Source organism: Seonamhaeicola marinus (assembly GCF_008085455.1).
This window is the reverse complement of the sequence record NZ_VSDQ01000718.1, coordinates 755,951-771,382: the sequence shown is the minus strand read 5'-3', so window position 1 is coordinate 771,382 and position 15,432 is coordinate 755,951. Positions and strand designations below refer to the sequence as shown.

Genomic DNA, 15,432 nt, shown 5'->3' with positions numbered 1-15,432 from the left:
TATAAAATAGAATAAGATGCAAAAAGCCCTCTCATATATAACGTTTTTACTGGTTGTGTTTTCAAGCTATGCGCAAGAGCTAAATTTACCAGTATACACACAGTATTTAGCCGATAATAATTTTGTAATCTCACCCACATATGCTGGTATTGGAGATAACGTAAAGATTAGAGCTAACGGATTAAGTCAATGGGTAGGCATAAAAAATGCGCCAGAAAATCAATCTTTTTACGGCGATGTAAGGATTGCGAATAGAACCGGAATTGGAGCTTCCTTTTATAATGACAGCAATGGTAACACGCATCAATTAGGCGCAAAGTTTTCCTTTGCACATCACTTAGTATTAGATTATTATGCCAAGATGTATTTATCCTTAGGTATCTCTTATAACTTAAATACCATAAGATTTGATATTGGTAATTTTACAAATGGAAATGATACGCCTGTAACGCTACCCTCAAGTTTAACAGATGCAACAACAACGAATCATAATTTTGATGTAGGTGCATTATTTAGGCTTAAAGGTTACTTTATGAGTTTAAATGTAAATAATATTTTAAGTAAAGATTTTGATGAATTTATAAAAGGTAGCGAGCCAGAATTACTCTTAAACTATCAGGTTTATACAGGTTATACATTTTTAGGAGCTAAAAACTCTGGGCTTGAGTTTGAGCCTTCAATATTTTATCAAATGTTTACTAGTGATAAACGCTCCTCTACAGATGTTAATTTTAAGGTAAGAAAGTACAATAGAAACGAAGATTATATTTGGGCTGGTATTTCTTATAGGTTTTTAAATGATCAGTTTTTTAAACCATTAAACATAGGACCAATGGCCGGATTCAAGAAATCTGCATTCTATTTTGGGTATTCTTATCAAATAACTACCAATGGTTTGTCTACATACAATTCTGGAACTCATATGATTACAATAGGAATAGACTTCTTACAAGGTATAAGTAATTGTCCATGTACTCAAGATCCTGTTCATCATTAGTACAATAATTTAATAGATTTTTAAAGGCGTAGACCCTTTTTTTAAAGTGTAAATAAATATATTTGTTAGGAATATATCCTGACACCTATGATTACTACAGAAACTTCTAAAAATACTTATTTAAATAGAGAAATAAGCTGGTTACAATTTAATGGAAGAGTTTTACAAGAAGCTTCAGATGAAAGGGTGCCACTTATTGAAAGGCTAAGGTTTTTAGGTATTTTCTCAAATAACTTAGATGAATTTTTTAAAGTGCGTTACGCTACTGTAAAGCGTATCGTTGAAGCTAAAAAGGGTGGTAAGAATCAGTTAGGAGGTATCAAGGCTAAGGAGCTCTTAGATATCATTACCCAAATTGTTATTGAACAACAAACAGAAAGCATTAGAGTTTTAAATGAAATAGATGCCAGATTAAAGGAAGAAAATATTTATGTAATAGATGAGACTGAAGTTGATAGTTCTCAACATGAATTTATTAAAGAATATTACTTTAAAAATGTTAGTTCTGCATTGGTTACTATTGTTCTGAACGATTTGGTTGAACTTCCAAACCTTAAGGATAGCGCAGCGTATTTGGCAGTAAAGATGCAAATGAAAGATGAGACCAATCAGTTTGCATTAATAGAAATACCTAAGGGAGTAGATCGTTTTATTGTTCTTCCTAGACAAAACGGGCATAATTATATCATTATGTATGATGATTTGTTAAGATATTGTTTAAATGATATTTTCAGCATTTTTGATTATGATTCTATTTCTGCTCACATGATTAAAATTACCAGAGATGCAGAATTAGATTTTGATGGCGATCTAAGTAAAAGTTTTATTGAAAAACTATCTGATAGTGTTAAACACCGTGAAATTAGTGATCCTGTTCGTTTTGTTTACGATAAAACAATAGATGGCGACACTTTGGAGTACTTAATGCAAAAAATGAACATCGTAAATACAGATAGTATTATTCCAGGTGGGCGTTACCATAATAAGAGAGATTACATGAGTTTCCCAAGTTTAGGGAGAACAGATTTAATGTATGACAAAATAAGACCATTAGAGGTTAAAGGACTGAGTTTAAGACACAGTTTATTTAAAGCTATAAAAGAAAAGGATTATATGGTGCATGCGCCGTATCAAACTTTTGATTATGTTGTAAAGTTTCTTAAAGAAGCTGCAATAGACCCCAAGGTTACAACTATAAAAATTACGATTTATAGACTAGCGCAGATTTCGCATGTTGCAAGTGCTCTTATTAATGCTGCCATTAATGGAAAATCTGTTACGGTAGTTATAGAATTACGAGCTAGATTTGATGAAGAAGCCAATATTCACTACGCAAACCTTATGAAAAAGGAAGGTGTTAATCTAATGTTTGGTGTTCCAGGTCTTAAAGTACATAGCAAAATGTGTGTAATTGAACGTGAAGAGGGGAAAAAACTTAAACGTTACGGATTTATAAGTACAGGAAACTTTAATGAATCAACTGCAAAGATATATACAGACTATACCTTATTTACCTATAATCAGCCAATCCTAAAAGAAGTTAACAAAGTTTTTAACTTCTTTGAGAGTAGTTATAGGGTGTATTCCTATAAGCACCTTATTGTATCTCCAAATTATACCGAAAAAAGAGTATTTCAATTAATTGATGAACAAATTGAACGCAGTAAAAGAGGAGAAGAAGGTTACATTAGAGTTAAGATGAATAGCATATCTAACTACGCTATGGTAGACAAGCTATACGAAGCTAGTAATGAAGGCGTGAAAATAGATATGATTGTAAGAGGTATTTGTTGTTTAATCCCTGGAATTGAAGGAATGAGTGAAAATATTGATGTTATTAGTGTTGTTGATAAATTTTTAGAGCACCCAAGGGTTTATATCTTTGGAAGAGGAGAAGACGCTAAAGTTTTTATATCTTCAGCAGACTGGATGACTCGAAACATTCATAATAGGGTAGAGGTAAGTTGTCCTATTTATGATGAAGACATTAAAAATGAAATTTTAGACACATTTAATATGTGTTGGAGTGATAATGTTAAAGCCAGATTAATAAATACTCCAAACGAAAATGAATACAGAAAAAATGATAATCCAGAAGTAAGATCTCAAGAAGCGATTTACGATTATTATTTAGATAAGCTTAAAGACTAATATGCTTTCAATAAAAAAATACGCAGCAATTGACATTGGATCAAATGCTGTTAGACTACTTATATCTAATATTATTGAAGAACAGGGTAAACCTGTAAAATTCAAAAAGAACTCCTTGGTACGTGTACCAATTCGTTTGGGGGCGGATGTGTTTATTAACAATAGAATTTCTGAGGAAAACAAAGAACGCATGGTTGAAACTATGTTAGCATTTAGATTACTCATGAAATCTCATAAAGTAGTAAAGTATAAAGCCTGCGCGACTTCCGCTATGAGAGAATCAGAAAATGGGAGTGAAGTTGTGGATTCTGTTCTAAAGGAAGCAGGTATTAAAATAGATGTTATTGGAGGAGCAGAAGAGGCAGAAATTATTGCAGCAACAGACTTAAATAAGTTTATTAACCCTAATAAAACATATTTATATGTGGATGTTGGTGGAGGTAGTACCGAATTTACCGTTATTAGAAGTGGAGAAAAACGAGCTTCAAAATCCTTTAAAATAGGAACAGTTCGCTTACTGAATAATCAAGTTAAAGATGGCACTTGGGAAAAACTTGAAGCCTGGATTAAAAAGCACACTTCAAATTACGATAAGGTAAGAGTATTGGGTTCGGGAGGAAATATAAATAAAATTTTTAAGGTATCTGGCAAAGCCGAAGGTAAGCCATTAACTTACTTTTATTTAACAAGTTATTACAAAACACTTCAAAGCTATACTTACGAAGAACGCATTACTGAATTAGAACTTAATCAGGATAGAGCAGATGTTATAATTCCAGCCATGAGAATTTACCTTTCGGCCATGAAATGGAGTAACTCCAAGCATATATACGTGCCAAAGATTGGTCTTGCCGATGGTATTATAAAAAGCATATACTATGATACTGTTTCTAGTATTACACAGTAAAATTTTGCACTTTACCCTGTAAAATACAGGTTTTTAATAATATAACATATATTCGTACTCGTATAATTAACTTTAATTATCAGCCCAAATTTATTACTTATGAAAAAAATATTACTTTTTACATTACTACTTGTGCTTTCTTTTGGCGCATTTTCTCAAGAAGAATCTAAGACAATTCCAGTTGATACCTTAAAACAAAAAAAAGAAGGTTTTGTTTTTAAAGGGGTTAAATGGGGTGTAAGAGGAGGATATAACATCTCGAATTTAGATTTTGAAGATGGCTCATCTGCTAATATTCCTAATAAACATAGAAATAGCGTATATATTGGTTTTTTTGCAAATATTGGCTTGTCTAGAACTATATCTTTAAACCCAGAATTACAGTTTTCTGCTGAAGGTGCTAATGATGAAAGATTACACCTAGATTTTATTCAAGCTCCTGTTTTATTAAGATTTAGATTAAGTGAAAAAATTCACGTTGCTGCTGGACCACAAGCAGGTTTAAAAGTGCATAAGTACGAGGACGGCATGAAGAACATAACATATTCAGCCGTTGGTGGTGTTGAATATAAAATTACTCATGTATTATTCGCCGAAGCCAGATATACTTATGGTATTAGTAATGTATTTGATGAAGATACTGGAATTTCCGCAAGAAATACAAATATACAATTAGGTATAGGATATAAATTCTAACCGTGTACGGTTTCCTTTTTACCTAAATCAGACATAATTTTAGCTTCATATTCAAGAAGTTGTTGCCATTTAGCATCAACTTCTTTTTTTTCGCCATATTGTCTGGCAAAACCTAAAAACATAGTATAATGGTTTGCTTCACTAACCATCAGATTTCTGTAGAAAGTAGCCAACTCTTTGTCTTCCAGTTCTTCAGAAAGTAATCTAAATCGTTCGCAACTTCGGGCTTCAATTAAAGCGGCATACAATAATCTATGAACTAATTGCGTGGTTCTGCTACCACCTTTAGGAAAGAATTTCATAAGTTGTATAACGTACTCGTCTTTTCTATCTCTTCCGAGTGTCCAACCCCGTTCAAGTATTTTATCATGTACCATTTTAAAATGGCTGATTTCTTCCTTTACTAGAGCAACCATTTCCTGAACAAGCTCTGTGTATTCAGGGAAACTCACAATTAAAGAAATAGCAGTACTCGTTGCCTTTTGCTCACAAAATGCATGATCTGTTAGAATCTCTTCAATATTTTTCTCTACAATATTTACCCATCTTGGGTCTGTTGGTAATTTAAGTCCTAGCATTTCTATCTATCTCATTTACATTAAACCTTCCATTTTCATCAATTGTTATTATATACTCAGGACAATTATGAGTTCTTGGAACGCATCGGGAAGTTACTAATACAACTTTATTTGTTTCAAGCGACTTTAGTTCTTCTATATAAACATCATTATTTATATAATCAAGATCTTGCGCATTAATACTTCCTAAATTATTAGAAAAAAACTGGTTGTTAAATCTTTGGTTAAAAATTAGCTTATCATTTTTAAAAACAGTAACATCTGAAACCACTTCTCTAAAATAGAGCTTAACCGACTCTGAATCAGTTTTAAAAGACTGCAAAACGGAATTGGACATATCTGTATATGTCTTTATTTTTATGTTATATCCATTACTTAAAAGTGTATCCGTCTCCGTGATTATATCGTACTCTGGTATGTATTGAACTAGCTCTATGGGTTCAAGGGAATCTTTGTATTTTGTGATAGATTCTTTTAGTAAATCGTTTTTATATTTTCGGCTATCGCAACTACATAATCCTACAAACACAGCTAAAAGGACTACTGGTATTTTTAATAAAAGATTTTTAAACATTTAAATTAAAAGTTTTTCTTAATAATTCAATATTCGGATTTTTCTCTTTAAGTTTTTCAAACTTTTCGATTGAAGTGTAAGCATATTTCTTTTCCATGACTTCATTAACCTCAATAGATAAGTCAATATCATAATTATTAAGCGTCTTTCTAATATAACCTAATAAATTATATTGATTGCGCTCCACTTCAACTTTGTTTGTAGCATTAGGAAACTCCAAATGAATGGTTGTTTCTTTTAGTTTTGGAGTATCTATAGATAAAATGGAAGCTAAATTTCGTTGTCCTTTTTCTATTAAAAGATCAACATAGGTATTCCAAGTTTTTAGTAATTCTTCTTCTGTAAATGGTTCCTTTGGCAGATCTTCTTCGTCTACCACTACTTCCATTTGTTTTATTTGATGTTCTTTTTTTGCTTTTAAACTGCTAAGAGATAAACCTGATCTTCTTTTTGTGTCTTTATTTAAAACAATCTTGGGAGTTCCAGTGTTTAATTGATTATTAGGTACTTTTTTTGCCTCCGTACTTTTTTCTTCGTTAACGGTATCTTCCTTTTTGGGAACATTAACCGGAACAGGAGTAATACCTTTCTTTTTAAAATAGGAAGCTGGAATTATGTAATGTTTGCTATTTTTTTTTTCTCCATCAAAAGTGATAGAGGCAAGCTGCATAAGGCATAATTCAACCAGAAGTCTTTGGTTTTTACTGGTTTTGTATTTTAGGTCGCAATCGTTAGCTAAATTAATACCTTGAATTAGAAATTCTCTAGAGGCCTTTCTGGATTGCTCCAGATATTTCATTTTGGTTTGTTCGCCAACTTCTAAGAGTTCTATAGTATTTTCAGTTTTACTTACTAATAAGTCCCTAAAATGAGATGCTAAACCAGCAATATAATGATGGCCATCAAAGCCTTTAGATAATGTTTTATTGAATAATAGTAATAGTTCAGGTATTTTATTCTCTAAAATAAGGTCTGTGCTTTCAAAATAAGTTTCGTAATCAAGAACATTGAGATTTTCCGTAACCGCTTGTCTGGTTAAATTTTTTCCAGAAAAGCTAACAACGCGATCAAAAATAGAAAGTGCATCTCTCATGGCACCATCGGCTTTCTGAGCTATAATATGTAAGGCATCATCCTCAGCTGTTATACCTTGTTCTTCAGCAATATATTTTAAATATTCCTTTGCATCCGTTACCGTAATTCGCTTAAAATCAAAAATTTGGCAACGGGACAAAATAGTTGGAATAATTTTATGTTTTTCGGTGGTAGCTAAAATGAATATGCAATGTTTAGGCGGCTCTTCTAAAGTCTTTAAAAAGGCATTAAACGCGGCTTGGGAAAGCATATGAACCTCGTCAATGATATACACTTTGTATTTTCCAACTTGAGGAGGAATTCTAACTTGATCCGTTAAATTTCTTATATCATCAACAGAGTTATTAGAGGCAGCATCTAACTCAAAAATATTAAAGGCAAAATCTTCTTCGGTTTCATTGCCATCACTATTAATCATTTTAGCTAAAATACGAGCACAACTTGTTTTTCCAACACCTCTTGGACCTGTAAATAAAAGTGCTTGAGCTAAATGGTTATTTTCAATGGCATTCAGCAAAGTATTGGTAATAGCCTTTTGCCCTACAACATCTTTAAAAGACTGTGGTCTGTACTTTCTGGCCGATACTACAAAGTGTTCCATTGAAAAATATTAGTATAACAAAGTTAAAAATTCAATGCTTAAATAAGAATTGATAAGCTATATTTTGAAATGAGTTATTAACAATTTGTTTATTTTTGCGCTCAAGTAAATCGCCTTATCGCTGCGTTTTAAACGTGGAGGAAAGTCCGAACACCGTAGTGCAATATAGTGGTTAATGGCCACCAGTTGTAAAATTAGGAAAAGTGCAACAGAAAGTATGTACAGGTAATGCTGTAGTGAAATCAGGTAAACTCTATATGGTGCAATGTTATGTATACCAACGTTTAAGGGTTGCACGCCCAATGTTGGAGGGTAGACAGCTAAAGTGTATTGGTAACAATGCACTCAGATAAATGATAAGGGCTTTTGAACTATTTTAGATATTCTGAAACAAGTTCGGAATGCACAGAATTCGGCTTATAGATTTACTTAAATATACAAAACCCTTCTTTAAACTAAAGAAGGGTTTTTGAGTTAAAAAAAGGGTTGGTTATTGGCTTATTCTACTTTTTTTGGAGCATAGGATAGGTCTGGTCTCATCATTCCTGAATATTCTTCCATTCTACTAATATAATTTAAAACTTTATTAAAAGTCTCATACCTATCTGGACCAAGTACCTCTTGATTTTCTTTAGCCCGCTTAGCACTATCTAATTCGTCTATAGCCGGTACAGAAACTAAATAATGACTTTCCATATTTCCAATACCACTTTGGTATACATTATAATACTCTTTAGAACCTTTACTCTCAAACATGTCTCTTACCGCCTTCATACCTTCTTTAACTTTGTCGGCATTTTTTGGAGTATAATACATTAAGAACCATTTACGATAATTTAGATCTGACATATCAGTTCCTTCTGGTGCTTTATAACTAAGCTCATCAACACTATGCATAAAGTAACTACCATAGGAACTACAGGATTTGTCCATACGATTAAACATGTCTTCCCATTTATCTCCCATGGCTTCTTTCATATCAGAAAAAGGCCGTTTATCCATTTCCGCCATGTTTTCAATAGGTACAATATAGTAATAGGTAAAGTCATTTCTCATTGCAGACATCCAGCTGGTTTGAACATTATTTTCTACACTTGCAGCTTGGAATTCTTTTACTACCTTTTCATATTCTGTTGCTTTTGATGGCTTAACATTATCTTGATTAATAAAGTAAGTCTGCTGCCCATAAGAAAGTGAGGTAAGGAATAGGGCGTAAGTAATTAAAATGAAGGTTGTTTTTAAGTTTTTCATTTGTAAAAATGTTATTAGGTTGGTTAATTAAATCATACCTTCAGAATTGTAGCATATATTGCTTAACTACATCTGTATAGAGCGAGTAAAAAGTTGTAATTCATATAAATTAGTTTATGGTTATTGCATTACTCAAAACCATAAGCATAAGTACAGAAACTCAAATATTTCTGAAGTAAAAGAGAAGTAATAATAGAGTTAGGAACTCTTAGGGATTTATCTAAGATACTGAAAAAAAGCCAATTAATACAGTTTGTTTAACTTTCAGTTAATTCAAAAAAGCTAAAAACACAACCTCCATAACTCTTAGAATAACTAAAATGATTTAAGTCTGAAAGGTCTGTATGTTTAGAATGTTCAATGATTAGTACACCTTCTTCGTTTAAAAGTTGGTTTTTAAAAACAAGTTCTACAATGGTAGAAAATTGCTCATTACTAAAGTCGTAAGGGGGGTCTGCAAAAACAACATCAGACGTCACGGTAGCTTTTTCTAAAAATTTGAATACATCCGACTTTATAGTCTGTATTGGCATTTCAAATTCATCAGCAGTTTTATTAATAAACTTAATACAGCCAAAGTTTTGATCTACACATGTAATGTTTTCTGTTCCTCTAGAGGCAAATTCATAACTAATATTACCTGTTCCGGCAAATAAATCTAAAACTGAAATATCTTCAAAATAATACAAGTTATTTAAGATGTTGAATAGGGATTCCTTGGCCATGTCTGTTGTTGGTCTCACAGGAAGGTTTCTGGGAGCAACAATTTTTCGTCTCTTATAAGTACCAGAAATTATACGCATTAAAAGCTTTTTATTAGGGAGAAGTTAGAAAAATCGGTCTTAGTAGATGTTTTGTAATTATAAATATCCTTTCTTGATCCGAACGCTACATTTCTAATGTATTTATAAGCTATTTTATACAAATCATTACTCTTTTCAATATCACCAATAAAAACCAACTCAAAAACCTCAGGATTTAACTTTAATTGTTCAGCAGTGAATAAGAGGTAATAAATGAAATCTTCTTTGGTAACGTAATCAAATGAATTGTAAAATAATAGTTGAGATTTATCCAAGGTAATTAATTCGAAATGTGTTTTGTTAACATTAACATACATTTTAACCGTTTCCGAATTCTTCTCTAATTGGAGAATAGATTCAATGAGAACGGTAGAAACATGCTTAAATGTAAAAGAACCGAACTTGTCATAAATGTAATTATTAATGTTTACATAAGGTACGTATACACAAACACTATCTCCTAAGGAAGATTCATCATAACAGATATAATCTGTTTTTAAGATTTTAGAATTAAATTTTAAATAATCTGCTAAGGCTTCTTCATTAAACAAAGGCTTAGGTACGAGCGTAGAAAGCTCATTATCATGTATTACTGTTACATTAGTAAAGTTACCCTGCAGTTCTTCTTCCAAACTAAAAATCTCTTTAATTCTATCTAAGAGCTCTAAAGGATTTAATTTTCTATCAAAATCAAATTGCTTTAGTGCTATAATAGTATTGGTATCTGAGTCTAGTACAGAAAAAGAAAGTCCATTCAAACCAATTTGAATGGACAGTTGTTGATTAGTTAGTTTACTAGTTATATTACTCGTTAGAGCCATATGTCTTCGGCCAATTTCCAGTTGTATTTACTTCTTCCATAGATCCAACTTTTAATTTGTCTCCATTTACACCATCTACAGATACAACTTGGTTCTCTTGGATGATTAAATCTCTATTTTGGTCATCTAAAATAACGTTCTTTTTTACTGAAGCTTCAAAAACAGGAATGTTAATTCCGTTTTGTTGAATAAATCCAGCCTGCATTTTAAATTTTTCTCCTTCTTTACCTACAGGTACATTCATCATAGTTTTATATCTATCCGAATTCTTGAATAAAGAATCTTTAACAGACTCAAATCCTAAAGTATCGATAACTATGATCTCTTTAGTCATTTCAACACCATAACGTTTTGTCATTTCTTCATCTGGAATAGTAGAATCTTTACGCTGTGTAATTGTAAATTCAGCAGTATCTATGAATTTTACTAAACCATCAAAGTCCTTAGCAAATTTTCCTGTTACAGTTTTGTGTGCTAATTGTGCGTCTCTAATATCAATTAAACTTTCAATTACTTTGGCATAACGCTTTTTCTTCACTTTGTTAAATTGAATTGGCTCGTAGATAGACATGTAAGTCTGGTAGCCTAAAAATATAATTAAAGCCCAAAGAGCTATGGTTACAAAAGGCTTAGCTTTTGCTGGAATAAATTTATCTATTAATTTAACTAGTAATACAGTTAAGAGAATAACACCAACTGCAATAAGAATAAATGTTAACATTGTTGTTTTAATTAAAAGTTATCAAAGGTCTCTCGCAAATCTACAATTTTTTTTTAATCGTTAAAACACCTAGCTAATAAAAATCCTTTCTATATTTGAATAATTTTTTTTCGTTATATTTTTTAATGACCTCTTCAGAATTTTATTCTCTTATAAAACAGCAATTTCCGTTTCAACCTACCTTAAAACAGGAGGTGGTTTTACAACAATTGTCGGACTTTATTTTTAGCAAATCCACCAATGCTTTGTACGTTTTAAAGGGATATGCAGGTACAGGAAAAACTACAATTGTTGGAACTATTGTTTCTAATTTGTGGAAAGCAAAAAAAAGTGCAGTATTAATGGCTCCAACGGGTAGGGCCGCTAAAGTTATTGCAAACTATTCAAAGAAGGAGGCCTTCACTATTCATAAAAAAATATATTTTCCTAAAAAAGAGAGAGGGGGAGGTGTAAAGTTTGTTTTGCAACCTAACAAGCACAAAAACACGATTTTCATCGTAGATGAGGCTTCTATGATACCAGATACTCCTGGCGAATCAAAACTTTTTGAAAACGGCTCTTTACTAGATGATTTAATGCAATATGTGTATTCTGGTCATCAATGCAAATTACTTTTAATAGGCGATACAGCGCAATTACCACCAGTAAAATTAGATATTAGTCCAGCTTTAGATGAGAACAAAATAAGTCTTAACTATAATAAGGATGTTAGTAAAATGGAATTGGATGAAGTCGTTAGACAGGAATTCGATTCTGGAATTTTAGCAAATGCAACTGTTTTACGAGAAGCACTCTCAAATGAGATTTATGACTATTTTAAGTTTGATTTAAATGGTTTTAAGGATATTGTTAGGCTGGTTGATGGTTATGATATCATGAATGCCATTAATGGAGCTTACAGTGATTTAGGTAATGAAGAAACCGCTATAATTGTGAGAAGTAACAAACGTGCTAATCTTTATAACCAACAAATACGCAGTAGAATATTGTTTAATGAAAATGAGCTTTCTGCAGGAGACTATCTAATGGTTGTAAAAAACAATTATTTCTGGATTAAACCCAATACAGAAGCTGGTTTTATTGCTAATGGTGATATTATTGAAGTATTAGAAATTTTTAGAATTGAAGAACTCTACGGTTTTAGGTTTGCATCGGTAAAAATAAGAATGGTAGACTATCCCAAAATGCGACCTTTTGAAACCGTACTACTTTTAGATACTATACATGCAGAAACGCCATCACTTTCTTATGAAGATTCTAATAGGTTATACCAAGAAGTTGCTAAGGACTTTGAGAATGAGAGCAATTATAAAAAATTCTTAAAAATAAAGGCCAATAAACACTTTAATGCTCTGCAAGTTAAGTTTTCTTATGCTATTACTTGTCATAAATCGCAAGGAGGCCAATGGAATACTGTTTTTGTTGAACAACCGTATTTACCAGACGGTATTAACAAAGATTATCTAAGATGGTTATATACAGCAGTAACAAGAGCTAAAGAAAAATTGTATCTTATTGGTTTTAAAGACGATTTTTTTGAGATAGAGTAAACTAGAAAAGTATTTCTTGAAGTTTAGTAAATATGAATCCGGAAACAATTATTAGCATATGCCTTGGCATTGGTCTATCCGCTTCGGTAGGTTTTAGAGTATTTGTACCATTATTTGCCCTAAGTTTAGCAGCCCATTTTGATTATTGGGCATTAAACGAATCTTGGCAATGGATAGGGAGCACAACTGCACTTATTACTTTAGGCGCTGCTACCTTAGTAGAAATAACAGCATACTTTATTCCATACATTGATAATTTACTAGATACTATCGCGGTTCCGCTTGCTGGAATAGCTGGAACTATCGTAATGTTATCTACTGTGGCCAATTTAGATCCTGCAATAACTTGGTCTTTAGCCATTATAGCTGGAGGAGGAACTGCAGCAGCCGTGGCAGGAACGTCAAGTACAACTCGTTTAGCGTCTACCGCAACTACAGCCGGAGTAGGAAATCCTATTGTATCTATTATTGAAACTGGAACATCTATAATTATGTCCATCATTTCTGTTGTTCTGCCGTATCTGGCAATTATTTTGGTTATAATACTCCTTTTCGTTGTTTTTAAATTGTTCAAAAAGTTTAAGAAGGGCATCTCAAAACCTGAATAAATTTGTGTTACTTTTGAATTACTATAGACTAACTAACCATGAGAATAATTTCAATGATTCCTGCGCGTTATAGCGCAACTAGGTTTCCTGGTAAACTAATGCAAGATCTTAACGGTAAATCAGTGATTCTAAGAACTTATGAAGCTACCGTTGCAAGTAATTTGTTTGATGATGTATATGTGGTAACAGACAGTAATGTAATTTTTGAGGAAATAGAAAACAACGGAGGTAAGGCCATTATGAGCATTAAAGAACATAGTTCTGGAAGTGATAGAATTGCCGAAGCTGTTGAACATATGGACGTAGATGTGGTCATAAATGTTCAAGGAGATGAACCTTTCACTGATAAAGAGTCGCTTGAAAAACTAATTGAGGTTTTTAAGAAAGATGATAAAAAAGAGGTTGATTTGGCGTCATTAATGGTTCATATTACAGATAAAGATGAAATTAATAATCCTAATACCGTAAAGGTCATCATAGATACTTTTGATTTTGCTTTATATTTCTCTAGAAGTCCAATACCATATGCTAGAGATGAAAATGTTAATGTGAAATATTACAAACACAAAGGCGTTTATGCGTTTAGAAAAGAAGCCTTGTTAGATTTTTACAAATTACCTATGTTAACTTTAGAGGCTTCTGAAAAATTGGAGCAATTAAGGTATTTAGAGTACGGAAAACGAATAAAAATGGTGGAAACAGATATACAAGGTATAGAAATTGATACACCAGAAGATTTAGAACGCGCAAAAAAAGCATGGAGATGAGTTACCAAAATATAAAAGTTATTGGCTTTGATGCCGATGATACACTTTGGGTTAATGAAACCTATTTTAGGGAAGCAGAAAATGAGTTTTGTAAATTATTATCAGATTATGAAACACCTAATAAAATAGATCAGGAACTGTTTAAGATGGAAATGGCCAACTTGGGTCTGTATGGTTATGGCATTAAAGCTTTTGTTTTATCTATGGTAGAATCTGCATTGGAACTTTCAAATTATAATGTATCTCACAAAACCCTTGAGCGTATATTAAATATAGGGAAGGATATGTTAAATAAGCCAGTGGAATTGTTGGATGGTGTAGAAGAGGTGTTAAAAGTACTTTCAACGAAGTACAAAGTAATATTAGCTACCAAAGGAGATTTGCTAGATCAGGAGCGAAAACTTGAAAAATCTGGCTTAACAGAATATTTTCATCATATTGAAGTTTTAAGTGATAAAAAAGAGGCCAATTATTCAAAACTTTTAAAGTTTTTAGATGTAGAACCTTCAGAATTTTTGATGATTGGAAATTCCTTAAAATCTGATGTGTTACCGCTTGTAAACTTAAAGGCTAATGCTGTTCATGTGCCTTTTCATACAACATGGGCGCATGAGGAAGTTACAGAAAAGGAAACTAATGGAAAAGACTATAAAACAATTGGTTCGTTAAGAGAACTTTTAAAGCTGCTGGATTAGTGAAGATTATTGATATAGAAAATTGGAATAGAAAAGCACATTATAATCATTTTATGGGATTAAAAGACCCATACTTTGCGGTAACTATTCCATTCAATGTAACAAAAGCCTATACGTTTTCAAAAGATAATAATATAAGCTTTTTTGCAAAATACCTACACGATTGTATTAGGGCAATTAATGCTGTTGAAAACTTAAAATATAGAATTGAAGATGACAAGGTTGTGGCATATGATGTTATTCATGCTTCCGCTACCATAATGCGAAGTGATAATACTTATGGATTTTCTTTTATCGATTTTGATGAGGACTTGAATACATTTATTCAAAATATTGAAAAAGAAAAACAACGGATAGAACATAGTAAGGATTTGTACCCACCTAAAAATGGTCTGGATTGCATTCATTGTTCTGCAATGCCGTGGTTATATTATACCGGGCATAAAGAACCTGTATCTGGAGCTTTGGAGTCCGTACCTAAAGTATCATTTAGTAAGGCCATTAAAAAAGGAACAGAATTAAGTATGAATGTTTCCATAAATGTAAACCACGCACTTGCAGATGGTTATCATGTTGGTGAATTTTCTGAGAAATTTCAACACTTTTTGGTTCAGTAA

16 protein-coding genes and 1 other RNA gene are annotated in these 15,432 nt (G+C 32.1%); 10 read left to right on the top strand and 7 right to left on the bottom strand.

Annotated features, from left to right (window positions below):
* Positions 1-16: 16 nt before the first annotated feature.
* The 4 genes from FUA24_RS20910 (at position 17) to FUA24_RS20895 (ending at position 4,751) form a co-directional block, all read left to right on the top strand.
* Complete coding sequence (locus FUA24_RS20910; protein ID WP_148544993.1) at positions 17-997, top strand: PorP/SprF family type IX secretion system membrane protein; 981 nt, start codon at positions 17-19, stop codon at positions 995-997.
* Positions 998-1,084: 87 nt separating this feature from the next.
* Positions 1,085-3,148, top strand: coding sequence for a polyphosphate kinase 1 (ppk1, locus tag FUA24_RS20905; protein ID WP_148544992.1), 2,064 nt, complete (start codon positions 1,085-1,087; stop codon positions 3,146-3,148).
* 1 nt (position 3,149) lies between these two features.
* Positions 3,150-4,055 (top strand): Ppx/GppA phosphatase family protein, encoded by a 906-nt coding sequence (locus FUA24_RS20900; protein ID WP_148544991.1) that lies wholly within the window; start codon positions 3,150-3,152, stop codon positions 4,053-4,055.
* Positions 4,056-4,154: 99 nt separating this feature from the next.
* The gene (locus tag FUA24_RS20895; RefSeq protein ID WP_148544990.1) at positions 4,155-4,751 is read left to right on the top strand and encodes a porin family protein; all 597 of its coding nucleotides are present in this window, start codon (positions 4,155-4,157) and stop codon (positions 4,749-4,751) included.
* Here the strand turns inward: FUA24_RS20895 and miaE are convergent.
* From miaE to dnaX, 3 genes are read right to left on the bottom strand one after another with little or no spacing between them, the layout of a single operon-like run.
* Positions 4,748-5,329: a tRNA-(ms[2]io[6]A)-hydroxylase gene (gene miaE, locus FUA24_RS20890; RefSeq protein WP_148544989.1), complete on the bottom strand. Its 582-nt coding sequence runs from the start codon at positions 5,327-5,329 to the stop codon at positions 4,748-4,750. The two genes, FUA24_RS20895 and miaE, sit on opposite strands and share 4 nt — an antisense overlap.
* On the bottom strand, positions 5,316-5,903 hold the full coding sequence (locus FUA24_RS20885) for a hypothetical protein (protein WP_148544988.1): 588 nt from the start codon (positions 5,901-5,903) through the stop codon (positions 5,316-5,318). The genes miaE and FUA24_RS20885 overlap by 14 nt, the downstream gene beginning before the upstream one ends.
* Entirely contained in the window at positions 5,896-7,599 is a 1,704-nt protein-coding gene (gene dnaX, locus FUA24_RS20880) for a DNA polymerase III subunit gamma/tau (protein WP_148544987.1), read from the bottom strand. Before dnaX ends, FUA24_RS20885 begins: the two co-directional genes overlap by 8 nt.
* Before the next feature lie 102 nt (positions 7,600-7,701).
* Here dnaX and rnpB point away from each other — a divergent pair.
* An RNA gene (gene rnpB, locus FUA24_RS20875) (RNase P RNA component class A) lies at positions 7,702-8,035 on the top strand.
* A gap of 62 nt (positions 8,036-8,097) precedes the next feature.
* Here rnpB and FUA24_RS20870 read toward each other — a convergent pair.
* The 4 genes from FUA24_RS20870 to FUA24_RS20855 all read right to left on the bottom strand — a co-directional run bounded on the left by FUA24_RS20870 (position 8,098) and on the right by FUA24_RS20855 (position 11,195).
* Positions 8,098-8,850: a hypothetical protein gene (locus FUA24_RS20870; RefSeq protein WP_148544986.1), complete on the bottom strand. Its 753-nt coding sequence runs from the start codon at positions 8,848-8,850 to the stop codon at positions 8,098-8,100.
* 257 nt (positions 8,851-9,107) lie between these two features.
* Positions 9,108-9,653 (bottom strand): 16S rRNA (guanine(966)-N(2))-methyltransferase RsmD, encoded by a 546-nt coding sequence (rsmD, locus tag FUA24_RS20865; RefSeq protein ID WP_148544985.1) that lies wholly within the window; start codon positions 9,651-9,653, stop codon positions 9,108-9,110.
* On the bottom strand, positions 9,653-10,474 hold the full coding sequence (locus FUA24_RS20860; RefSeq protein WP_148544984.1) for a DUF3822 family protein: 822 nt from the start codon (positions 10,472-10,474) through the stop codon (positions 9,653-9,655). The genes rsmD and FUA24_RS20860 overlap by 1 nt, the downstream gene beginning before the upstream one ends.
* Positions 10,458-11,195 (bottom strand): hypothetical protein, encoded by a 738-nt coding sequence (locus FUA24_RS20855; RefSeq protein WP_187388347.1) that lies wholly within the window; start codon positions 11,193-11,195, stop codon positions 10,458-10,460. Before FUA24_RS20855 ends, FUA24_RS20860 begins: the two co-directional genes overlap by 17 nt.
* A gap of 125 nt (positions 11,196-11,320) precedes the next feature.
* Between FUA24_RS20855 and FUA24_RS20850 the strand changes: the two genes are divergently transcribed.
* From FUA24_RS20850 to FUA24_RS20830, 5 genes are read left to right on the top strand one after another with little or no spacing between them, the layout of a single operon-like run.
* Positions 11,321-12,745, top strand: a complete 1,425-nt coding sequence (locus FUA24_RS20850) for an ATP-dependent DNA helicase (protein WP_148544983.1) — start codon at positions 11,321-11,323, stop codon at positions 12,743-12,745.
* A 32-nt stretch (positions 12,746-12,777) separates the two neighbouring features.
* On the top strand, positions 12,778-13,353 hold the full coding sequence (locus FUA24_RS20845; RefSeq protein WP_148544982.1) for a DUF4126 domain-containing protein: 576 nt from the start codon (positions 12,778-12,780) through the stop codon (positions 13,351-13,353).
* A gap of 38 nt (positions 13,354-13,391) precedes the next feature.
* Entirely contained in the window at positions 13,392-14,120 is a 729-nt protein-coding gene (gene kdsB / locus FUA24_RS20840; protein ID WP_148544981.1) for a 3-deoxy-manno-octulosonate cytidylyltransferase, read from the top strand.
* Positions 14,111-14,815, top strand: a complete 705-nt coding sequence (locus tag FUA24_RS20835; protein WP_148544980.1) for an HAD family hydrolase — start codon at positions 14,111-14,113, stop codon at positions 14,813-14,815. Before kdsB ends, FUA24_RS20835 begins: the two co-directional genes overlap by 10 nt.
* The gene (locus FUA24_RS20830) at positions 14,815-15,432 is read left to right on the top strand and encodes a CatA-like O-acetyltransferase (RefSeq protein WP_148544979.1); all 618 of its coding nucleotides are present in this window, start codon (positions 14,815-14,817) and stop codon (positions 15,430-15,432) included. The genes FUA24_RS20835 and FUA24_RS20830 overlap by 1 nt, the downstream gene beginning before the upstream one ends.